The sequence below is a fragment of the Accumulibacter sp. genome, assembly GCF_023806635.1.
Lineage (GTDB): Bacteria > Pseudomonadota > Gammaproteobacteria > Burkholderiales > Rhodocyclaceae > Accumulibacter.
In genome coordinates this window covers 14,019-34,413 of record NZ_JAMTDQ010000085.1, presented here as the reverse complement: position 1 = coordinate 34,413, position 20,395 = coordinate 14,019, and the positions used below count along the sequence as shown (strand labels likewise).

19 protein-coding genes are annotated in these 20,395 nt (G+C 65.8%); 6 read left to right on the top strand and 13 right to left on the bottom strand.

Features of this window, described 5'->3' with window-relative positions:
* Nucleotides 1-17: 17 nt before the first annotated feature.
* On the top strand, nucleotides 18-1,157 hold the full coding sequence (locus NFW30_RS14795) for a THUMP domain-containing protein (protein ID WP_295357170.1): 1,140 nt from the start codon (nucleotides 18-20) through the stop codon (nucleotides 1,155-1,157).
* A gap of 42 nt (nucleotides 1,158-1,199) precedes the next feature.
* On the opposite strand, the gene NFW30_RS14790 is transcribed toward NFW30_RS14795, so the two are convergent.
* Together NFW30_RS14790 and NFW30_RS14785 are read right to left on the bottom strand one after the other, a co-directional pair.
* The gene (locus tag NFW30_RS14790; protein ID WP_295357167.1) at nucleotides 1,200-2,339 is read right to left on the bottom strand and encodes a PilT/PilU family type 4a pilus ATPase; all 1,140 of its coding nucleotides are present in this window, start codon (nucleotides 2,337-2,339) and stop codon (nucleotides 1,200-1,202) included.
* A 26-nt stretch (nucleotides 2,340-2,365) separates the two neighbouring features.
* Entirely contained in the window at nucleotides 2,366-3,412 is a 1,047-nt protein-coding gene (locus NFW30_RS14785) for a type IV pilus twitching motility protein PilT (RefSeq protein WP_034939169.1), read from the bottom strand.
* Between the two features lie 69 nt (nucleotides 3,413-3,481).
* Between NFW30_RS14785 and NFW30_RS14780 the strand changes: the two genes are divergently transcribed.
* Genes NFW30_RS14780 through NFW30_RS14765 form a run of 4 tightly spaced genes read left to right on the top strand, consistent with a single transcriptional unit; the run spans nucleotide 3,482 to nucleotide 5,810 of the window.
* Nucleotides 3,482-4,165, top strand: a complete 684-nt coding sequence (locus NFW30_RS14780; protein ID WP_295357163.1) for a YggS family pyridoxal phosphate-dependent enzyme — start codon at nucleotides 3,482-3,484, stop codon at nucleotides 4,163-4,165.
* Entirely contained in the window at nucleotides 4,162-4,977 is an 816-nt protein-coding gene (gene proC, locus NFW30_RS14775) for a pyrroline-5-carboxylate reductase (RefSeq protein WP_295357159.1), read from the top strand. Before NFW30_RS14780 ends, proC begins: the two co-directional genes overlap by 4 nt.
* On the top strand, nucleotides 4,977-5,516 hold the full coding sequence (locus tag NFW30_RS14770) for a YggT family protein (protein ID WP_295357156.1): 540 nt from the start codon (nucleotides 4,977-4,979) through the stop codon (nucleotides 5,514-5,516). Before proC ends, NFW30_RS14770 begins: the two co-directional genes overlap by 1 nt.
* Before the next feature lie 3 nt (nucleotides 5,517-5,519).
* A complete protein-coding gene (locus NFW30_RS14765; RefSeq protein ID WP_295357153.1) occupies nucleotides 5,520-5,810 on the top strand; it encodes a DUF167 domain-containing protein in 291 nt (96 codons plus the stop codon).
* A 36-nt stretch (nucleotides 5,811-5,846) separates the two neighbouring features.
* Here the strand turns inward: NFW30_RS14765 and NFW30_RS14760 are convergent, their stop codons facing one another.
* From NFW30_RS14760 to NFW30_RS14740, 5 genes are read right to left on the bottom strand one after another with little or no spacing between them, the layout of a single operon-like run.
* Nucleotides 5,847-7,103, bottom strand: coding sequence for a dihydroorotase (locus tag NFW30_RS14760; protein WP_295357150.1), 1,257 nt, complete (start codon nucleotides 7,101-7,103; stop codon nucleotides 5,847-5,849).
* 3 nt (nucleotides 7,104-7,106) lie between these two features.
* Complete coding sequence (locus NFW30_RS14755; RefSeq protein WP_295357147.1) at nucleotides 7,107-8,066, bottom strand: aspartate carbamoyltransferase catalytic subunit; 960 nt, start codon at nucleotides 8,064-8,066, stop codon at nucleotides 7,107-7,109.
* A complete protein-coding gene (gene pyrR / locus NFW30_RS14750; protein WP_295357144.1) occupies nucleotides 8,059-8,583 on the bottom strand; it encodes a bifunctional pyr operon transcriptional regulator/uracil phosphoribosyltransferase PyrR in 525 nt (174 codons plus the stop codon). Before pyrR ends, NFW30_RS14755 begins: the two co-directional genes overlap by 8 nt.
* 18 nt (nucleotides 8,584-8,601) lie before the next feature.
* Nucleotides 8,602-9,054, bottom strand: a complete 453-nt coding sequence (gene ruvX / locus NFW30_RS14745; protein ID WP_295357141.1) for a Holliday junction resolvase RuvX — start codon at nucleotides 9,052-9,054, stop codon at nucleotides 8,602-8,604.
* On the bottom strand, nucleotides 9,047-9,607 hold the full coding sequence (locus tag NFW30_RS14740) for a YqgE/AlgH family protein (RefSeq protein ID WP_295357138.1): 561 nt from the start codon (nucleotides 9,605-9,607) through the stop codon (nucleotides 9,047-9,049). The genes ruvX and NFW30_RS14740 overlap by 8 nt, the downstream gene beginning before the upstream one ends.
* A gap of 47 nt (nucleotides 9,608-9,654) precedes the next feature.
* Here NFW30_RS14740 and NFW30_RS14735 point away from each other — a divergent pair, with 47 nt between their 5' ends.
* The gene (locus tag NFW30_RS14735; protein WP_295357133.1) at nucleotides 9,655-11,115 is read left to right on the top strand and encodes a deoxyribodipyrimidine photo-lyase; all 1,461 of its coding nucleotides are present in this window, start codon (nucleotides 9,655-9,657) and stop codon (nucleotides 11,113-11,115) included.
* Here the strand turns inward: NFW30_RS14735 and NFW30_RS14730 are convergent.
* The 6 genes from NFW30_RS14730 to NFW30_RS14705 form a co-directional block, all read right to left on the bottom strand.
* Nucleotides 11,081-16,453, bottom strand: coding sequence for an Hpt domain-containing protein (locus NFW30_RS14730; protein WP_295357130.1), 5,373 nt, complete (start codon nucleotides 16,451-16,453; stop codon nucleotides 11,081-11,083). The two genes, NFW30_RS14735 and NFW30_RS14730, sit on opposite strands and share 35 nt — an antisense overlap.
* Before the next feature lie 26 nt (nucleotides 16,454-16,479).
* Nucleotides 16,480-18,654: a methyl-accepting chemotaxis protein gene (locus NFW30_RS14725; RefSeq protein WP_295357127.1), complete on the bottom strand. Its 2,175-nt coding sequence runs from the start codon at nucleotides 18,652-18,654 to the stop codon at nucleotides 16,480-16,482.
* A gap of 72 nt (nucleotides 18,655-18,726) precedes the next feature.
* A complete protein-coding gene (locus tag NFW30_RS14720; RefSeq protein WP_295357124.1) occupies nucleotides 18,727-19,236 on the bottom strand; it encodes a chemotaxis protein CheW in 510 nt (169 codons plus the stop codon).
* A 15-nt stretch (nucleotides 19,237-19,251) separates the two neighbouring features.
* Nucleotides 19,252-19,614 (bottom strand): response regulator, encoded by a 363-nt coding sequence (locus NFW30_RS14715; protein WP_295357122.1) that lies wholly within the window; start codon nucleotides 19,612-19,614, stop codon nucleotides 19,252-19,254.
* 50 nt (nucleotides 19,615-19,664) lie between these two features.
* Complete coding sequence (locus NFW30_RS14710) at nucleotides 19,665-20,060, bottom strand: response regulator (RefSeq protein ID WP_034939125.1); 396 nt, start codon at nucleotides 20,058-20,060, stop codon at nucleotides 19,665-19,667.
* A 95-nt stretch (nucleotides 20,061-20,155) separates the two neighbouring features.
* The gene (locus NFW30_RS14705) at nucleotides 20,156-20,344 is read right to left on the bottom strand and encodes a rubredoxin (protein ID WP_295357244.1); all 189 of its coding nucleotides are present in this window, start codon (nucleotides 20,342-20,344) and stop codon (nucleotides 20,156-20,158) included.
* Between the last annotated feature and the right edge of the window lie 51 nt (nucleotides 20,345-20,395).

The window sequence follows — 20,395 nt, the reverse complement described above, 5'->3', positions numbered from 1 at the left end:
TGGAGCGGCGAACGACGATGGAACGATTCTTTGCCAGTTGCCCACGCGGCCTGGAACATTTGCTGGCTGACGACCTGTTGGCGGCCGGCGCCGGCCAACTGGAAGCGATTGCCGGCGGCGTGCATTTCAGAGGTGAATGGCCGGTCTGCTACCGCGCCAATCTTGACTCGCGGATTGCCACCCGCGTCCTCTGGCGGGTCGCGCGGGCGCCCTATGCCAGCGAGGACGACGTCTATCGTCTGGCGCTGGAGACACCGTGGCCACGCTGGTTCCTGACGCGGCAGACGATCCGGGTCGATGTCACGGCGCAGAAGAGTCCGCTCAGGAGCATCGAGTTCATCACGCTGCGCATCAAGGACGCCGTCTGTGACCGTTTCCGACGCGACTCCGGCAGCCGCCCGAGCGTCGATACGCGCCAGCCCGAGGTCAGGATTCAGGCTTTCCTTAGCCAGAGCGAATGCACCCTCTATGTCGATACCTCGGGCGCGCCGCTCCATCAGCGTGGCTTTCGGCAGAAGACCGTCGACGCGCCGTTGAAGGAGAACCTTGCTGCCGGCATCCTTCGGCTCAGCGGCTGGCGGCCGGGCATCCCCCTGCTCGATCCGATGTGTGGCAGTGGCACTTTCCTTCTCGAGGCGGCGCAGATGGCGCTCGGTCGGGCGCCGGGCGCTCGGCGCGAGTTCGCCTTTCAGCGCCTGCGCCACTTCCAGCCGGACCTCTGGCAAGGTCTTCTCGAGCGGGCGCGCGCCGCAGAGCGTCCGGCGACGGAGATGGCCATCTTCGGCAGTGACGTCTCGCCGATGGCGGTACGCGCGACCCTTGTCAACCTCGATCGCGCCGCTCTGCTGCCGGCAGTGCGTCTCGCTGCCGGCGATCTGCTCGAGATCGAGGCGCCGGCCGCGAGTGGCATCATGGTCAGCAATCCGCCGTACGGCGAGCGGGTTTCCGACGACGACGAACTGGCGCGGTTCTACCCCTTGCTCGGCAGTGCCCTGAAGCGCCGTTTCGCCGGCTGGACCTGCTGCCTGATCAGCGCCGATACGCGCCTGCCGCGGATGGTGCGGCTGACACCCAGCCGCAGGACGCCGCTGTTCAACGGCGCTCTGGAGTGCCGGCTTTACGAGTTCCGCATGGTCGCCGGCAGCAACCGCGGCTGAAGGATCGCCGCGGTGTGATCGCGTGTCGGTGCGGCAGAGCCTTCACTCGACGATGCCGAGGTGACCGAGCCCGGCGGTGAGATCGCGGTCCTTCGACTCCTTGCCATGCAGCTTGATCTGCAGCCGCAGGTCGTTGAGCGAGTCGGCGTTGCGCAGGGCATCCGTATAGGTGATCAGGCCCGCCTCGTAGAGGTCGAAGAGCGCCTGGTCGAAGGTCTGCATGCCAAGCTCGCGCGACCGCTTCATGACATCCTTGATCTCCTGGACCTGTCCCTTGAAGATGAGGTCGGAAATGAGTGGCGAATTGAGCATGATCTCGATCGCCGGCACGCGCCCCTTGCCGTCCTTCTTCGGCAGCAGGCGTTGCGATACCAGCGCGCGCAGGTTGAGCGAGAGGTCCATCAGCAACTGGTGCCGGCGCTCCTCGGGGAAGAAGTTGATCACCCGGTCGATGGCCTGGTTGGCGCTGTTGGCGTGTAGCGTCGCCAGGCAGAGGTGCCCGGTTTCGGCAAAGGCGATGGCGTAGTCCATCGTCGCCCGATCGCGAATCTCCCCCATCATGATGACGTTCGGTGCCTGGCGCAGGGTGTTCTTGAGTGCCACTTCCCAGGTATCGGTATCGACACCGATCTCGCGCTGCGTGACGATCGACTTCTTGTGATCGTGCACGAACTCGATCGGATCCTCGATGGTGATGATGTGTCCCTGGCTGTTCTGGTTGCGGTGGTCGACCAGTGCCGCCAGTGAGGTCGTCTTGCCGGTGCCGGTTCCGCCGACGAAGATCACCAGGCCGCGCAGCGTCATCGCGATGTCCTTGAGCACCGGCGGCAGTCCGAGTTCGTCGAGGGTCGGCACGACGAGGTTGATCGTTCGACAGACCACGGCGACGCGTCCCTGCTGCACGAGTGCATTGACGCGGAAGCGACCGATGCCGGAGGGCGAGATGGCGAAGTTGCACTCCTTTGTGGCCTCGAACTCGGATGCCTGGCGGTCGTTCATCAGCGCTCGCGCCAGTTCTGCCGAGTGCTGCGGCAGCAGCGGTTGGCTCGACACCGGGATCACCTTGCCATCGACCTTGATCGCCGGCGGAAAGTTCGCCGTGATGAAGAGGTCGGATCCGTGTTTCTGGACCATCAGGCGCAGCAGTTCATGCATGAACTTCAAAGCCTGATCGTTTTCCATGCTGTTCCTCCTGACTGAACGAGTGGCTATGCGCCAGGGATGGCGTCCTTGTTGGCCGCCTTCATGCGTGCCTCCGGTGCCGAGACGATGTTGCGCCGGACGAGCTCGATCAATGCCTGGTCGAGCGTCTGCATGCCGAACTGCTGCCCGGTTTGCAACGAGGAGTACATCTGCGCCACCTTGTTCTCGCGGATCAGGTTGCGGATGGCCGGCGTTCCGATCAGGATTTCGTGTGCCGCGACGCGTCCCTGTCCGTCCTTCGTCTTCAGCAGGGTTTGCGAGATGACCGCCCGCAGTGACTCGGAGAGCATCGAGCGCACCATTTCCTTCTCGGCTGCCGGAAAGACGTCGATGATGCGGTCGATCGTCTTGGCTGCGCTCGAAGTATGCAGGGTGGCGAACACCAGGTGGCCGGTCTCGGCGCCGGTCAGTGCGAGCCGGATGGTTTCGAGGTCGCGCATCTCGCCGACGAGAATCACGTCCGGGTCTTCGCGCAGTGCCGAGCGCAGCGCGTTCTGGAAGGAAAGTGTGTGGGGTCCGACCTCGCGCTGGTTGATCAGGCAGCGCTTCGGCTGGTGTACGAACTCGATCGGGTCCTCGACCGTGAGGATATGGTGGTAGGCGTTTTCGTTGACGTGGTTGATCATCGCCGCCAGGGTGGTCGACTTGCCGGATCCGGTCGGACCCGTGACGAGGACGATTCCGCGCGGATACTCCGAGATGTCCTTGAAGATGCGCGGGCAGTTGAGATCCTCCAGGGTCAGGACTTTCGACGGAATCGTCCGGAAGACGGCACCGGCGCCGCGATTCTGCACGAAGGCATTGACCCGAAAACGGGCGAGGTTGGGAATTTCGAAGGAGAAGTCGCACTCCCGGGTATCCTCGTACTGCTTGCGCTGCGCGTCGCTCATGATGTCGTACACCATGCCGTGCACGAGCTTGTGTTCCATCGCCGGCAGGTTGATCCGCCGGACATCCCCGTTGACACGGATGATCGGTGGCAGACCGGCAGAAAGGTGAAGGTCGGAAGCCTTGTTCTTGACGCTGAAAGCCAGGAGTTCGGTGATGTCCATCCGGTTCGGTCCTCGGGCGGTGGGCAGGGCGCGGTGTTATACTGCGAACAACCTGCGCGACGCCCGATTATGACCACACTTCCCGCCAAGCTGCAAGCCGTCCGCGCCCGAATCGCCGACGCGGCGCGGCTTTGCGGCCGTGATGCGGCTGCCATCCGGCTGCTCGCCGTGAGCAAGACCTGGCCGGCAGCGGCACTGCGCGAACTGGCTGCCGCAGGCCAGAAGGCCTTCGGCGAGAGCTACGTGCAGGAAGCCGTCGGCAAGATCGACGAACTGCGCGACCTGGATATCGAGTGGCATTTCATCGGCGCGCTGCAGGCCAACAAGACCCGGCTGGTGGCAGAGTCCTTCGACTGGGTGCACTCCGTCGATTCGCTGCGCATCGCCCAGAGGCTTGCCGCGCAACGTCCGGCGACGATGCCCGAGCTGTCGGTCTGCCTGCAGGTGAACATCAGTGGCGAGGCGAGCAAGGCAGGTGCCACGCCGTCGGCGGTGCCGGCTCTCGCGCAGGCGGTGGCGGCGCTGCCGCGACTCCGCCTGCGCGGTCTGATGGCAATTCCGGAAGCAAACAGCGACTTCGCCGCACAACGCTCGTCCTTTCGTCGCCTGCGGGAACTTTCGCAGCGTTTGCAGGCCGATGGGTTGGCGCTGGATTCCCTGTCGATGGGCATGTCGCACGATCTCGAGGCGGCCATAGCGGAGGGGGCGACATTGCTGCGCGTGGGTACGGCGATTTTTGGTGAGAGACGATGAAGATCACTTTCCTTGGTGGTGGCAACATGGCCAATGCGCTGGTCGGCGGGCTGCTGAAGACCGGTTTTGCTGCGTCGGACATCGCGGTCATCGAGCTCGGTGCGCAGGGGCGGGCGCAGCTGCGCGTGGCCTACGGCGTGCGCTGCTATGAGGCTGCCAGTGCGGTGGCGCTCGACTGCGACGCCCTTCTGCTGGCGGTGAAGCCGCAGCAGATGCGCGAGGCCTGTCCGCCGCTGCTGCCGTTCCTCAGACAACAGCTGGTCATCAGCATCGCCGCCGGCCTGCGTCTGGCGGATGTGTCGCGCTGGCTGGGGGGCTATGGCAGGATCGTGCGCGCGATGCCCAACACGCCGGCCCTGATCGGCGCCGGAGTGACCGGTTTGTGTGCCATGGCCGCCGTCTCGATGGCCGAGAGACTGGGTGCGGAGCGTATCCTGCAGGCCGTCGGCAGCACGCTCTGGATTGCCGATGAAGAGAAGATGGATGCGGTGACCGCCATCTCGGGAAGTGGGCCGGCCTATGTCTTCCTGTTCATCGAGGCGCTGCAGCAGGCAGCCGGAGATCTCGGACTGACGCCAGCACAGGCGAGGCAGTTGTCGATCGATACGGTTCTCGGCGCGGCACGACTCGCGGCCCAGTCGGACGAGGCGGCGTGTGTGCTGCGCGAGCGCGTGACTTCGAAGGGTGGCACGACCGAAGCGGCGCTGCGGACGATGGAGCAGCGCTCTGTCAAGGAAGGGTTCATCGCCGGCGTTCTTGCCGCCAACTCGCGCGGCCGCGAGCTTGGTGAGCTGCTCGGCCAGGATGGCTGATGATTGTCGCTGCCGGCCTTTTCCTGCTCGATGCGCTGGCGTCGTTCCTGACCGTCGCTCTGCTGTTGCGTTTTTTCATGCAGGCCTGCCGGGTGTCCTTCAACAATCAGCTCGGTACTTTCGTCGTCGCGCTGACCAACTGGCTCGTCAGGCCGCTGCGCCGGGCCCTGCCCGGATTCTACGGTCTTGATCTGGCAAGCCTGCTGCCGGCATGCCTGCTGCAGATCGTCTATGCGTCGGCGGTGTTCATCCTGCGAGGGGGGCTCGATGGCGCTGCCGCCGGGGCGTGGCTGCCGCTCGTCTTCTGGTACGGTTTGCTGGCTACGCTGCGCCTCGCCATCTATCTGCTGATCGCGGCGCTGCTGCTGCAGGCGGTGCTGTCATGGATCAGCCCGTATTCCCCGCTGGGGCAGCCCGTATCACAATTGACCCGGCCGGTCCTGCGTCCGATCCAGCGCCTGTTGCCGACGATTGGCGGCGTCGATCTGTCACCGCTCGTCGCCATCGTCTTCGCGCAGTTGCTGCTGATGTTCCTCTAGCTCGTGGGCCAATGGGCGCGGCAGCTTGCGGGAACGCTGAGCATCACGGTGCATGTTCAGCCGGGGGCGAAACACACCGAGGTGGTCGGTGAGCATGCTGATGCATTGAAGGTTCGTCTGGCGGCAGCGGCCGTCGATGGCCGCGCGAATGCGGCCCTGATCGACCTGATCGCACAACGGCTCGACGTGCCACGGTCGGCGGTGACGATCCGCAGCGGCGAGAAGTCGCGGCGCAAGCTGTTGCTGGTCAACGGGGCGCCGGCCGACGCCGTGCTGCGCCTGCGCGGCGAATGAGAGGGCTGGCGGCGGGCGCCCGGCCGTGCTGCCGCCTCAGCCCTCGAAGACGACCTTGCCGCCGACCAGTGTCAGGCGGACCCGGCCGCTGAGCTCATAGCCGAGATAGGGCGTGTGCTTGCCCTGACTGCGCAAGCTTTCGGGGGTGACGCGCCAGGATTCGTCGGGATCGAAGACGCACACGTCGGCCGCCTCGCCGACGGCAAGGGAACCCGCCGCGATGCCGAGGATCGCCGCTGCATCCGACGTGATGCGGGCGAGCGCCTGCAGCAGCGGTAGCCGGGACTGAGTTGCCCAGAGCAGGGTCAATGGCAGCAGCAGTTCGACGGCGGTAGCACCGGGCAGGGCTTCGGCGAACGGCAACTGCTTGCCGTCCGCGTCGACCGGCGTGTGGTCGGAACAGATCGCCGCCAGCCCGTCGGCGACCGCGCTGCGCAGCGCGTCGCGGTCGCTCGCCGAACGCAGCGGCGGGTCGAAGCGTGCATTGCTGTCGAAAAAGCCGATGTCCATTTCCGAAAGGTGCAGGTGGTGCACCGCGACGTCGCAGCTGACCCGCATGCCGGCGTCCCTGGCCGCACGCACGAGGTCGATCGCCGCCGCCGACGAAAGGCGGGACAGGTGCAGTCGTACGCCGGTGTGCGCGGCCAGTTGCAGGGCGGTTGCGGTGGCGATGCTTTCGGCGACCACCGGGATGCCGGTCAGGCCAAGCCGCGACGCGACTTCGCCATCGTGCGCGACGCCGTCGCGGGCAAGAAAGTCATCCTGCGGGCGCAAGCGCACGGCATAGCCAAAGGTGGCTGCATACTGCATGGCCCGCAGCAGGATCTGCGTGTCGACGATCGCCCGTTTGGCCTGCGAGAAGGCAATGCAGCCGGCACGCGCGAGGCTGTTCATCTCGGCAAGTCGCTCGCCGGCGAGTTGCTCGGTCAGGGCGCCGATCGGATGGACGCGCGCCAGACCGACGGTGGCGCTGCGCCTGACCAGTCGTTCGACCAGACCCGGTTCGTCGAGCGGCGGTTTGCTGTCGGGCGGGCAGGCTAGCGAGGTGACGCCACCGGCGACGGCTGCCGCGAGTTCGGGCTCGATGGCGCCGAGGCGCGCCGACAGATCGACCAGTCCCGGGCAGACGATCAGGCCACTGGCGTCGATGACGCGCTGCGCCGTGAAGCCAGCTGGTGGCTGACCGATCGCTGCGACGCGACCGCCGGAAATGAACAGGTCGAGTGGTGCGTCCACCCCGTTGGCCGGATCGACCAGACGGCCGTTGCGGATCTGCAGCGCTGCCTCGCCCATGCCTCAGTTCCCTGCCAGAATGCCCATCACCGCCATGCGCACGGCGATGCCGAACGTCACCTGTGGCAGGATCACTGCCTGTGGGCCGTCGGCGACGTCGGAGTCGATCTCGACGCCGCGATTCATCGGTCCCGGATGCATCACGATGGCGTCCGGGCGCGCGAGCGCCAGGACCGCCGGTGTCAGCCCGTAGCAACGGAAGTACTCGCGCGCCGACGGCAGCAGGGCACCGTTCATCCGTTCGTTCTGCAGACGGAGCATGATCACCACATCGCAATCGCGGATGGCGCTGCGCAGATCGTGACAGACGCGCACCCCCATCTTCTCGATGGCGGTCGGCAGCAGCGTCTGCGGGCCCACCGCGCGCACCTCGGCAGCACCGAGCGTGGTCAGGGCGTGAATGTCCGAGCGGGCCACGCGTGAGTGCAGGATGTCGCCGACGATCGCCACCACGAGGTTGGTGAACTCCTGCTTGTAGTGACGGATGGTGTACATGTCGAGGAGGCCCTGCGTCGGGTGGGCGTGGCGCCCGTCGCCGGCATTGACGACGTGTACGTCCTCGCGCCCGAGGCGGCGCAGGTGGTCGGCGATGAGGTGCGGAGCGCCGCTCGCCGCATGCCGGACGACGAACATGTCGGCGTGCATGGCTACCAGATTGTCGACCGTGTCGAGGAGGGTTTCGCCTTTCGCGGTCGATGAGCGGGTGACATCGAGATTGATGACATCTGCGGAAAGGCGCTTGGCAGCGATCTCGAAGGTGGTGCGGGTGCGCGTCGAGTTCTCGAAGAAGACGTTGAAGACGCTCTTGCCACGCAACAGGGGGACCTTCTTGACTTCGCGATGCGACACCTTCAGGAAGCTCGAGGCGGTGTCGAGAATGTGTGTGATCACCTCGCGCGGCAGGCCCTCGATCGACAGCAGGTGGGTCAGCGCGCCATTGGCGTTGAGCTGGGGATTACGCATGCTCGTCGAGGCTCCACTGCAGTCCTCCGTTGTCGTTCTGCGAGAGAACCAGTTCGGAGGACGGGTCGAGATCGACTCGCCACGGGCAGAAGTCGGCGCAGATGGGGAGTTGGCGGTGACCACGATCGGCCAGGACGGCGAGTTGGATCATTGCCGGGCGGCCATAATCGAACAGCTCGTTGATTGCAGCGCGGGTCGTGCGGCCGGTGTACAGGACGTCGTCCACAAGAACCAGCGTGCGGTCTTCGACGTCGAACGGAATCGAGCTTGGCTGCACCCGCGGATGCAGGCCGCGCGCCCCGTAATCGTCGCGGTAGAAGGAGACGTCGATCAGGCCGATCTCATTGCCCAGGCCGAGCAGCGCGTGCAGGCGCTGCGCCACCCAGACGCCGCCGCTATGGATGCCGACAAGGACTGTTTCCGGTCGCAGGCGCGGCCGGATCAGTCCGGCCAGTTGAACGCACAGCAGTTCGGCGTCGGGCAGTACGACCGTCGGGCGCTTCTTCTCGGCGTTCATCTGAGTTCCCGGGTTGGCTCAGCAGGCGACACGATCGCCCGCGGCGTCGAAATGGCCCTGCAGGATCAGTTGGGCGGCGACGGCATCGAGGTGCCGCCGTGCCTCGTGGGCGCGGTGTCCGGCTGCGCGCAAGCGCGCGGCGGCGTCCGCCGAGCTCAGCCGTTCGTCGGCGTGTTCGACGCCGAGGCCGAAGCGGCCGCGGAGCTGGTTGGCGAAGCGCGCACAGCGCGCCGTCATGGCATGCGGCGTGCCATCGAGCGCGAGCGGGCGTCCGACCACGAGACTGTCCGGTTGCCATTCGGCGATCAGGGCGGCGATGGCGGCAAAGCGCGTCCTGCTCGCTTCGGCATCGATCGTCGTCAGGGGATGCGCCTGCTGCAGTTGCCAGTCGCCGACCGCCACGCCGATGCGCTTCTCGCCGAAATCGAACGCGAGGACGGTGCCCCGCCGCCGTGCATCCGTGTCAGGCATGTCCCGCTTCGTCGACGAGGTTGGTCAGGCTGACGCCGAGCAGTTCGAGTGCCGACGGCAGTCGTTCCTCGTATGGCAGCTCGAACAGGATGCGCAGTTCGGCGGGTACCGTCAGCCATGCATTCTGCGCCAGCTCGTGCTCGATCTGGCCAGCGGCCCAGCCCGCATAGCCGAGCGTCACCATGAGGTCGCGCGGCTGCCCGTGCAGGGCGACTGCCTGCAGGATGTCGCGTGAACTGGTCAAGCCGACGTGCTCATTGACCACCAGAGTGGACTGCCAGTTGCCGACCGGTCGGTGCAGTACGAAACCGCGGTCGGTCTGTACCGGGCCACCGAAGAAAACCGGCAGGTTGGCGACTCCATCGGCCTGCAGCGGCACCTCGATGCGCTCGAGCAGGCTGCCGAGGCTCATGTCGATTGGTCGGTTGACGATCAGCCCGAGGGCGCCTCGCGGGTTGTGCTCAGCCACGTAAACGAGCGACTTGGCGAAATAGGAGTCCACCATCGCTGGCATGGCAATGAGAAAATGATCAGTCAGATCGATGCTCTGCATGTTCTCATTCTAATCGGCGCTGGCAGCCGACACAAAGGTAATCGGCGGTGGACTCCATACTTGTCTGGTTTCGGCGTGACCTGCGGGATCATGATCATGCGGCATTGTGCGAGGCGCTGCGGCGCGCCAGACGCGTACACTGCGCCTTCGTCTTCGATTGCGAGATCCTCGATCCGCTGCGCCACACGCCTGATCGGCGCGTCGAGTTCATCCGCGAATCGCTGCTGGAGCTCGACCACGCGCTGCGGGCGCAGGGCGGCGCGCTGGTCGTCCGCCACGGCTGGGCGCGTGCGGAGATTCCTCTTCTGGCGCGCGAACTGGCGGTGACGGCGGTGTTCGCCAATCGGGATTACGAGCCGCAGGCGCGGCAACGCGACGCAGCTGTGGCGATGGCGCTGCGCGCGCAGGGCATCGGTTTCGAGTTGTTCAAGGACCAGGCGCTGTTCGACGGCGAGGAGGTCCTGACCCAGGCAGGGCGACCGCATACGGTCTTCACACCATACCGCAATGCCTGGCTGAAGCGGCTGAGCCAGGACGACTGGCAGCCGCACAGGGGAAAGGGTGGCCGGCTGGTGGCATCGCCGCTGGCGCTTGGTGTGCCTTCGCTCGTCGAACTCGGCTTTGGCGAAGCCGGGCTGCGGGCGCTGGGCATTGCTCCCGGCATGTCCGGTGGCCGTGAGCGGCTGCAGGATTTCGCCGGGCGCCTGCATCTCTACAGGCAGCAGCGCGACTTTCCTGCCGTCAAGGGGGTTTCCTATCTCTCGGTGCACCTGCGTTTCGGAACGGTTTCGGTGCGGCAGCTCGTCGCCCTGGCGGTCACCGCCGGTGCCCTGCGGCCGGGGGCCGAGGGCGCGGCCACCTGGCTGTCCGAACTCGTGTGGCGCGACTTCTACTTCATGATTCTCGACCGCTTTCCGCACGTCGTCGAGCGCTCCTTCCGGCCGGAGTACGACGCCATCACCTGGGAACAGGGCGCTGTCGCCGAGCAGGCGTTCGCCGACTGGTGCGCCGGGCGGACGGGCTACCCTCTGGTCGACGCCGGCATGCGCCAGATCAACCGAACCGGGTACATGCACAACCGCCTACGGATGCTGGTGGCGTCGTTCCTGACGAAGGATCTGGGCATCGACTGGCGCCGGGGCGAGGCCTATTTCGCCCGTCAGCTGAATGACTTCGATCTTGCGGCCAACAACGGCGGCTGGCAGTGGGCGGCATCGACCGGCTGCGACGCGCAGCCCTACTTCCGGATCTTCAATCCCGTCACGCAATCCGAGCGCTTCGATCCGGGCGGCAGGTTCATCCGTCGCTACCTGCCTGAATTGGCCAGCGTTCCCGATCGCTTCATCCATGCGCCCTGGCGGATGAGCGCGGCGGCGCAGGCCGCATGTGGCATTCACGTCGGACTGCAGACACCGGCACCGATCGTTGACCACGACGAGGCCCGGCGCCGGACACTGCAGCGCTATGGCGTCGTCAAGCGTGGCGGAGTTCCTCGACGTGACCGCTGACGAGGCGCAACAGCTCGTCCTCCTGGAAAGGCTTGCCCAGATAATGATTGACGCCGAGTTCGAGCGCGTACTGCCGGTGTTTCTCAGCCGTTCGTGAGGTGATCATGATGATCGGGACAGATCCCAGCCGCTTGTCGGCGCGCACGTTTCGCGTCAGCTCGAAACCATCCATGCGCGGCATCTCGATATCGACCAGCATTACATCCGGAACGACGGCGACCATCTGCTCGAGGGCGTCGACGCCGTCCTTGGCGGTCATCACTTGGTAACCCTCGCGTGCCAGCAGCCGGCTGGTGATCTTGCGTACGGTCAGCGAGTCGTCAACGATGATGACGGTCGGGGCGGTCGCCGTGCTGCGATCGGCAGCCAGAGGTTGTCGCACCGTCGGCACCGGTGCGACCGCTTGCGGCAGGCGGTCACGACTGGCGAGGGCGATCGGATTCAGGATCAGCACGACCTGCCCGTTGCCGAGGACCGTGGCGCCATCGACGCCAATCACCCGCGCCAGCTGGGCGCCAATGTTCTTGACGACGATTTCCTGGTTGCCGAGCAGTTCGTCGACCTGCAGCGCCACGCGCTTGCTGCCGCTGCGCAGCAGCAGGACCCAGTACTGCACGTGCTTCTCGGGCAGCGCCTGCGGCTCGCCGAGAAGATGCGGCAGGTAGCTGAACGGGTAGCGGTTGCCGGTCCACACCGCCTCGCGACCGTCTCGGATTCGCGCCAGGCTCTTTTCCTTGAGGTCCAGCGCCTGTTCGATCATGGCTGCCGGGATCGCGTACTGGCGGTCTCCGGAGCGGACCAGCAGAGCCTTGGTGACGGCCAGTGTCAGCGGCAGGTAGAGCCGGAAGGTGGTTCCCTGACCGGCGCTGGAAAGAACCTCGATGCGACCACCAAGGCTCGTCACCTCGCTCTTCAGGACGTCCATGCCGATGCCGCGACCGGCCAGCTGGGACACCTGGGTGGCTGTCGAGATGCCGGGGGCAAAGATCAGGTCGATCACCCGTTCCGCGTCGTCGGCATCCTCCTCGCGCAAGAGACCGGAGCGCAGGCCGCGTTCCCGCAGCCGTGCGAGGTCGAGGCCGGTGCCGTCATCGGCGATCGACAGGATGACCTCGTTTCCTTCCTGCATCAGGGTCAAGGTGATCTCGCCGATATCCGCCTTTCCCCGGGCGAGACGCAACGGCGCATCCTCGAGTCCGTGTGCCACGGCATTGCGCAGCACATGCTCCAGTGGCGCCAGCATCTTGTCGAGCACGCTGCGGTCGAGTTCGAGCTGGGCGCCGCGGATCTCGAGGTTCGCCCGCTTGCCAGTGTCCTTGCTCGCCTGGCGAACGATGCGATACAGACGGTCGGCGATGCTGGCGAACGGAACCATGCGCACCGACATCAGCTCCTGCTGCACCTCACGATTCAGGCGGGCCTGGGCGATGATCGCCGCGTTCGCGTCGTCGAGGTTCTTCAGCAGGTTCTGCTGCACGGTGGCGACGTCGTTCACCGATTCGGCCATCATCCGGGTCAGTTCCTGGAAGCGGGTGAAGCGGTCGAATTCGAGTGGATCGAAGTCGGCATGCTGCTCGTCGCTTACGGCCGTGCGGGACTGCATCTGCAGTTCGGCCTGTATCTCGATCTCGCGCAACTGTCGGCGCAGACGGATCACGTTCTCGGTGAGGTCGAGCAGCGAAGCCTTGATGCCGCGCATCTCGCCTTCGATGCGCAGGCGGGCGATCGACAATTCGCCGGCCTCGTTGACCAGCCGGTCGATCAGGTCGGCGCGCACGCGCAGGTTCGCCCGCTGTGCGGCAGCCTCGGCCTCGGCTTCCTGTGCCTCGGGGCGGGGTACGCCGGTGGTTGCCCGCTCGACGTCAACCGCTGCGGCATCGGTGGACGCTTCGCCGACCATCTCGAGCGCTGCAGCGTCGGAAATCTCGAGCGGCGCATCGGCCGTTTCTCCGCGCTGCAATCTTTCGACCACCTGGACGATCACGTCAAATGCATTGTCGATGTCGTCGATCAGTTCGATCGGTGCGGCGCCGGCGTCCTGCGCCTCCTTCATGCGTGTTTCGATCGCATGCGTCAGGTTGCCGAGACTCATCGCACCGGCCATGCGCGCGCTGCCCTTGAGACTGTGAAACAGGCGTGCGAGCCGGCGTATGGGCTCGGGATCGGCGGGGTTGCTGCGCCAGGCGCGCAGCTGTGCGGCGATGTTCTGGTTGAGGTCGACCGCCTCCTCGATGAAAAGTGGCAGCAGCTGTTCGTCGAACTCGTCCTGTACGAGCGGCGGTTCTGCCTCGGCGGCCGCCGCCGGCGGGGCGATCGCTGCCGGTACGACGGCCGGCATCGCCAGGGCGAGTTCTGCTGCGGCCTGCTCCTCGTCGGTGGTCGCGGCCGTTTCGCCGCTCTCGGGCGAGGCCAGTTCCGGGTAGAGCGAATCCAGAGCTGCGAGCAGGCTCGGGATCGGCTCGGGCTCGTGCTCGCGGGCGACGTCGGCGAGCATCAGTGCCAGTTCGGCAATCGCCTGGCGGACAGTCTCGAAGGCTTCCAGACTGTCGCGGCCGGCGGCATGATTGCGCCGCACGAGAGCCAGTTCCAGTGCGTGCCCAAGGTGCTTGATGGCCTCCAGTCCGACCGTTCCCGCGATGCCAGCCAGGGTGTGCGCGGCGCGATACATCTCGTGGCTGGATGGTGCCGCCAGGTCTCCCTCGAGGAGCGAGAACTCGCGCTGCAGCGTGGCGAGGTGGGCCGCCGCTTCATCGCGGAAAATACCGGCCAATGCCGGTGCAATCGACAGGCGGGGACGATCCGGCGCTGCCGCCGCTCCGCTGGTGATGGCTGGCGCCGCCTGGGCGACCCCGCTGTCAGGCCGTTCGGCAATGCCCGCCGTCGGGACGGGTCCCTCGGCAGCGGCCAGTCCGGTCTCGTCGCCGTCGCGCAGGGCTGCGGCCAGCACGCACATGCGGCCGACGTCGGGTACTTCGCCGAGTCCGGTCTTCAGATGCTCGACCCAGGTGGAGAACGCCGTGTAGGCCTGGCCGATGAGGTCGATGATCTGCGGTGTCACCTCCAGTTCCTGTCGCAACCAAAGGTTCAGGACCTGCTCCACGGACCACGCGGCTTCGCCGAAGTCCTTCAGCCCGACCATGCGGCCGCTGCCCTTGAGGGTGTGTACCGAGCGGCGGAGAGCGGTCAGGACCTCGACGTCGTGCGGCTCCTTGTGCAGCAGGCCCAGATTGTCCTGGATGCTGCTCAGGACTTCGTCGGCTTCCTCGAGGAAGATTCCCAGCAACTCGGCATCGACCTCTGCCGCCGTTGCCTGCGAGAGCTGGATGGTCTCTGCCGATGGCGGCGGCGCGACCGGAACCTCGGGCTTCAGGGTCGCCATCGCCGCGTCGATCTGTGAGGCGGCGTCGCCGCCGGCAGCCAGCGCCGTGAGCACGTGCTTTGCCTGCTGTCCCAGTTCCTTGTCGGCAACCAGGTCGGCGTCCTTCTGCAATGCCGTCAGGTTCTGCGCCACCTCTTGCCGCAGTGCGGCGTCGCTGGGCTGTTCCTTGAGGGCGACGAGCAGGGCATGGGCTTCTCGCTTCTGTTGTTCGACCTCCTGCTCGACCGTTGCCACCTCGGTTTCGATCGCAGCCGGTTCGCCTCCTGCCCGCATGCGGCTGACGAACGCGTCGAAGTCCCCGGCCCCTGTCTGCATGGCGTCGACGAAGAAGCCCACCAGCGACAACTGCTCCGCCAACCGTTCGAAGTCGGTCTGTTGCGGTTCGTATCCCGGGTCGGAGAAGCGTGCCACTTCAGCCGTGCAGTGACGGAGAACGGCAACGGCACCCTCGTGCCGCATCATCGCCAGCGCACCGATGACCTGCCGTAGAGGCGCATCGAGCTGAACCAGGTCCCCTCGTCTGTCCGCGTCGCGGAAAAAGCCGTCGAGTACCTGTTCGATCTGCGCGAGGTTGCTCGTTATTTCGCGAGCGACTTGCCCGACGAGCATCTTTTCCTGTGCCTGGCGCGACATCTCGTCGAGTGCCGGCAGTTCCGACTCCGGCGGCAGCGGCGTACCAGCGATGCAGTCGTGAATTCTCGCCGCCATAACGTCAACCTGGTGCGCAAAGCTGCCGCCCAGGTACTGGAGGTTCTCCTGCGCGTTCTGGGCGAGGAGGATGGCCGTTGCGTTCTCCATGGCCAGCGCATCGGTGTGGCGCGCCGGGGACTGTCCGAGGAAGGCTGCGACCTCGGCGATCGCCCGGGTCAGGCGCAGGAAGTCGGGTTGCCCGACCTCCTCGGCAACCGTCGTCAGAGTCGCCGCGTGGGCACGGAAGAGTGGCAGGGCCTGGGCGGTGCCGGCCGAGAACCGGTTCCACGCCTCTTCGGTGGCGGTGATCACGTCGCGCAGACGGCGCCTGACGGCATCCTCTGCCACCGGCGCCGAAGCGACCTCGGCCGCCATCAGGGCCGGCAACCGGTACGCCTGCTTGACCTTCTGCACCGTTCGATGGCTGCTGCGGGCAAGACCGACCAGATACAACGCGTCACGCATCAGGCGCTCGGCGACGTTGCTCGAACCTTCCAGCAGGCGCCGGGTCTGCAGGTCGATACGACTGCACAACTGTCGCGCATCGGCATCCGGGGGCAGGCCACCTTCGCCCAGTGCGGTCAGGAAAGCCGTTGCGACCCACCAGAAGGCCCGCGCCGATGGCAGGTCCTGGATGGCCTCGATGCGCTTGACGGCGCTGAGCATCTCGGGTACGCCCGCGCGCTCCCTTGGCGCGCGCAACCATGCCAGCAGACCGCGCTGGAAATGTGCCCGCTGCTGCCGCAGACGGTGTTCGAACTCGCTACGTTCGAGCTTCGGCGTCGCCGTGCTGCGCGCCGGCGGTCGGACGCGCAGGTCGGGAAAAAAGAGATCGCTCGCCATCACCCGGCTCTGACCACGTGCCGCCTGCAGCTCACGATAAAGCGGCAGCAGTCGCAGCGGCTGGTTGGGCTGACCGCTGATCAGGTCGTCGAGATAATGGCGGAGTGCGGTCAGCGATCGATTCACCAAGCTGACCGCGGTAGCATCGACAGGCTGTTCCTGCTTCTCCATCGCTTCGAGGAGGAACTCCATGGCCTCTGCCACTTGTGTGACACCGTCGAGACCGACGATCGTCAGCGCTCCCTGTACCTGATGCAGGTGCGTTCGGCAGAACCTGATCTGCTTGCGATTGCTCTCATCGTCCACCGCGTCGACCGCGTCGTCCGGGAACGCCGGCAGTGCCTGTTCGGCCCGTTCCAGCGCGAGGTCGATCTCGCTCTTGACCCAGGTCAGCGGGCCGATGTCGAAGTCAGTCGGGGCATTCATCCGGGGCAGCCTCTCCAATCAGGCACTCAAGAGACCTTGAACCCGGCGACCGAGCCCTTCAGTTCGGTTGCCAGTCCGGCCAGCTCGCCGATCGCCGTCGCAGTCTTCTGGGTTCCGGCGGTCGTTTGCCCGGTGACCAGGAGGATCTCCTGCATCTTGCGTGCGACCCTCGTTGCCGAGTCGGCGGCCTGGCGCGTGGCGCCGGAGATGTTCTCGATGAGGTCGGTCAGCGTTCTCGTCACCGCGCCGATCTCCGCCAGGGCCTGGCCCGCGGCGTCGGACAGGCGCGCGCCCTCGACGACGCCGCGCGTCGACTCCTCCATCGCCGAAACCGTGTCCTGGGTATCGGTCTGGATGGTTCGGACGATCGCGCCAATCTGCTTCGTCGCTTCGGCCGAGCGTTCGGCCAGCCTCTGCACTTCCTCGGCGACGACCGTGAAACCACGTCCGGCTTCTCCGGCCGAGGCAGCCTGGATGGCGGCGTTCAACGCCAGCACGTTGGTCTGCTCGGTGATGTCCGAGATCAGCTCGACGATCTCGCCGATTTCCTGCGACGACTCGCCGAGGCGCTTGATGCGCTTCGAGGTCTCCTGGATCTGCTCGCGAATGCGGTTCATGCCGGTGATCGAGTCCTCGACGGCCTGCGCTCCCTTGCCGGCGGCCGCCAGCGACTGCCGTGCCACCTTTGCCGACTGCTTCGCATCGCCGGAAACGCCGGTCATCGTGGACGCCACGCCGAGAACCGACTGGCCGGCCGCCTTGATTTCCGTCGCCTGGCGCTCGGCAGCGGCCAGCAGCTCGGTCGAGGTCTGCTGCGCCAGTTCGGTTGCCAGTGTCACGCGGCCGGCGGCATCGTTGATGCGTCCCACCAGCAGCCGCAGTTCCTCGATCGTGTAGTTGATCGAGTCGGCGATGGCGCCGGTGATGTCTTCGGAGACGGTCGCGGTTACCGTCAGATCACCGTCCGCCAGATCGCCCAGCTCATTCATCAGGCGCAGGATCGCGTCCTGATTCTGCCGGTTGATGGCTTCGGTCTCGCGCCGGCCGCGGTCGGCCTCCTCAGCCTGTCGCGTACTCTCGGCAAGGTAGGTTCTCGCCAGCAGCACGGCCAAGCCGATCGCCAGGCCGATCAGCACGACCATCATGAGGCCGTAGAGCGCGCGATCGAGTCCGCGATCCTGATACGCCTGTGCGAGCAGGTCAGTCACGTGCAGGAGTTCCTCACTGTCGCGGAAGATCTGCGAGCCTGCCTGCTTGGCGATGATCAGGCGTTGCATGTTGCCCAGGATGCCACCCACTGCCGCCCGGTAATCGGCAAAGCTGGCGTCGAGTTCAACCAGCTTGGCCTTGGTTTCGGGGTCGGTCGTAGCGGCAATGCGGAGCGATTCGCTCCCCTTGCCGAGGGCATGAACCATGTCGCGAAAGGTGTTGGTGTCCTTGCCAAGGAGAAAAGCCACTTCCGGGTCGATCGCATCGCCGAGCAGGAGCGCGTTCGCATTCTTGGCGATCCGCTGCGTCAGCATCACGAGCTGGTTTGCCGCCGCGATGTCCCGCGTACTCGCGTTGCCCTGCAGCTTCAGAGCGGCGAGCTGTTCAGCCAGGTCGAGCAACTGCGGATTGCGGTCGTTGATCGAGGCGACCTCCTTGCCCAGTGAAACGAGGTTCTTCTCCATTTCCAGGAGGCGGGCGGCATTGCGGTCGGTCTTGTCCCACACCGCAGCCAGTTCCTGCAGTTGCGGTTGAACGCGGGCCGGTGATGGCGGCACCCAGCCGGCCGCGAGTTCGCCGCCGTTGCTCAGTCTTTCGAGGTTGCCGGCAAAGGTGTCACGCGACTCGCGCAGCTGTCTGAACGCTGTCGGGTCGCCGAGCAGGGCCAGGCTGGAAGCCTTGGCCAGTCGCTGCGAGAGCATGCGCATGTCGCCCGCCGTCGCGATGTAGGCGGCGGTGTAGCCCGCCTGCCGGTTGTCGCGGTAGACGACGACGGCAACCAGCAGCATGACGAGAACGAGGGCGCCGCCGAGAAGCTGGAGCCGCTTGACAACCGGCAGATGCGACAGTTTCAGCAAGGCCGTCGACCAGGGGATCGGCCGCTTCCCTTTCAGCGGTGCGACCGGATCGACAATCGTCCGCGTCGGTACCGTTTCGCCCGCCGCATCCTGCAGGCGGGACAGGAAGGCCGGCAGCTTGAGTTTGAACGTCATCTTCCTCCTCCGGTTACGTTGCCTCGACGATGCCAGGACTCGTCGTCACGTGTCGCGTGATCTGCGGCCGCCTCAAGCGGCGATGTCCATGAAGTTCTCGTCGGCCAGCAGTTCGCGTACCTTGAGCTTCTTCCAGCGGCGGCCCTCGTTGTCTGCATAGATCTCCGGCGCCCAGGCCGGGGCGTCGGCGGCGGCGGCTTCCGGAGTCAGCGCGTCGACGTTGCGCAGGCCGATCATCCGGTTCACCAGCAGTGCCGCGTTGCTGCCATGCCGGGTGCCGATCAGGAGCAGCCGCGAGCTCGTGGTGCGGGGCGTCACCTCCTTGCCCACGAAGGCGGACAGGTCAACCACCGAGTACAGGTTGCCGCGGATGTTGGCCAATCCCGCGAACCAAGCTTTCGTCAGCGGCACCGTGGTGAGCGACGTCAGCGGCACGATCTCGCCGGAGTCCGCCAGGTCGAGCAGCCAGTGGTCCGGGCCAGCCTGAACGCCGAGCAGTCCTGCCGCCGTCTGCGCGCTGGTGCCGGTCAGACGGGCCGCCAGATAGGACTGGAACTCGTGCAGCCGGATCTTCTTGCTCATTCGTCGGCCACCATTTCAGAGGGCTGCGATCTTGGCCAGCAACTCCTGACCATTCACCGGCTTGACCATGTAATCGTGGGCACCCTGGCGCAAACCCCAGATCTTGTCGGTCTCCTGGCCCTTCGTCGTACACACGATGACCGGTATGCTGCGGGTCGCCGGGTCGCGCGTCAGGGTCCGTGTCGCTTGGTAGCCATTGAGCCCGGGCATGACGACATCCATCAGGATCAGGTCGGGGAGGTCGCTGCGCGCCTTGGCGATCCCCTCTTCACCGTTTTCTGCGGTAATGACCTGATAACCGTTGCTGGTCAGCAGTTCATTGAGGACGTAGCGTTCGGTCGGTGAATCGTCAACGACGAGAATCCTCTTGATGGTCATTGCGTCTGCCCTCTGCAGGTACCCGTGAAGGTGGACACGCTGCCGCTCGTTCAGCCCGGTGCCGGCGCAAAGGCGGCGACGGTCTGCAGCAGGCTGTCCTTGGTGAACGGTTTCGTCAGGTAATGGTCCGAGCCGACCATGCGACCCCGGGCGCGGTCGAAGAGACCGTCGCGCGACGACAGCATGATCACGGGGGTTGAGCGGAAACGCTGATTCTTCTTGATCAGGGCGCAGGTCTGGTAGCCATCGAGTCGCGGCATGACGATATCGCAGAAGATCACCGCCGGCTGGTGATCGGCAACCTTCGCCAGTGCGTCGAAGCCGTCCTCGGCGAGCAGCACCTGGCAGCCTGCCTGCACGAGAAAAATCTCGGCACTGCGCCGGATCGTGTTGCTGTCATCGATGACCATCACCTTGACACCGCGCAGCTTGTCCGCTTCAGCCAACTCGCTCCTCCAATACGTTCCAGGCAATCGTCATCAACAGCCCAAGCCCCGGAATCCTGATCGTTGCGTGCCGTCGGCACTATACCGCATTGTGCTCAGATCTCGATCATCTCGAAGTCGTCCTTGCGCGCTCCGCATTCCGGGCAGGTCCAGTTGACCGGCAGGTCGCGCCAGCGGGTGCCGGCCGGAATCCCTGCATCCGGCTGGCCGGCCGCTTCGTCGTAAATGAAGCCGCAGGTGAGACACATCCAGGTCTGATACGGCTCGCTGCTGTCGCTGTGCATGGCGCGTCGGGAATTTCGAGTAAAATCGTCGGGGAAACACGCCGATTTTAG

Excerpts from the sequence above, each read along its gene's own strand:
- NFW30_RS14785 (WP_034939169.1), bottom strand. The coding sequence starts at position 3,412 with ATGGACATCACCGAACTCCTGGCTTTCAGCGTCAAGAACAAGGCTTCC.
- NFW30_RS14725 (WP_295357127.1), bottom strand. The coding sequence starts at position 18,654 with ATGACGTTCAAACTCAAGCTGCCGGCCTTCCTGTCCCGCCTGCAGGAT.
- NFW30_RS14770 (WP_295357156.1), top strand. The coding sequence starts at position 4,977 with ATGATTGTCGCTGCCGGCCTTTTCCTGCTCGATGCGCTGGCGTCGTTC.
- NFW30_RS14755 (WP_295357147.1), bottom strand. The coding sequence starts at position 8,066 with ATGCGTAATCCCCAGCTCAACGCCAATGGCGCGCTGACCCACCTGCTG.
- NFW30_RS14780 (WP_295357163.1), top strand. The coding sequence starts at position 3,482 with ATGACCACACTTCCCGCCAAGCTGCAAGCCGTCCGCGCCCGAATCGCC.
- NFW30_RS14715 (WP_295357122.1), bottom strand. The coding sequence starts at position 19,614 with ATGACCATCAAGAGGATTCTCGTCGTTGACGATTCACCGACCGAACGC.
- NFW30_RS14705 (WP_295357244.1), bottom strand. The coding sequence starts at position 20,344 with ATGCACAGCGACAGCAGCGAGCCGTATCAGACCTGGATGTGTCTCACC.
- NFW30_RS14720 (WP_295357124.1), bottom strand. The coding sequence starts at position 19,236 with ATGAGCAAGAAGATCCGGCTGCACGAGTTCCAGTCCTATCTGGCGGCC.
- pyrR (WP_295357144.1), bottom strand. The coding sequence starts at position 8,583 with ATGAACGCCGAGAAGAAGCGCCCGACGGTCGTACTGCCCGACGCCGAA.
- proC (WP_295357159.1), top strand. The coding sequence starts at position 4,162 with ATGAAGATCACTTTCCTTGGTGGTGGCAACATGGCCAATGCGCTGGTC.
- ruvX (WP_295357141.1), bottom strand. The coding sequence starts at position 9,054 with ATGCCTGACACGGATGCACGGCGGCGGGGCACCGTCCTCGCGTTCGAT.
- NFW30_RS14795 (WP_295357170.1), top strand. The coding sequence starts at position 18 with ATGGAACGATTCTTTGCCAGTTGCCCACGCGGCCTGGAACATTTGCTG.
- NFW30_RS14740 (WP_295357138.1), bottom strand. The coding sequence starts at position 9,607 with ATGCAGAGCATCGATCTGACTGATCATTTTCTCATTGCCATGCCAGCG.
- NFW30_RS14760 (WP_295357150.1), bottom strand. The coding sequence starts at position 7,103 with ATGGGCGAGGCAGCGCTGCAGATCCGCAACGGCCGTCTGGTCGATCCG.
- NFW30_RS14790 (WP_295357167.1), bottom strand. The coding sequence starts at position 2,339 with ATGGAAAACGATCAGGCTTTGAAGTTCATGCATGAACTGCTGCGCCTG.
- NFW30_RS14730 (WP_295357130.1), bottom strand. The coding sequence starts at position 16,453 with ATGAATGCCCCGACTGACTTCGACATCGGCCCGCTGACCTGGGTCAAG.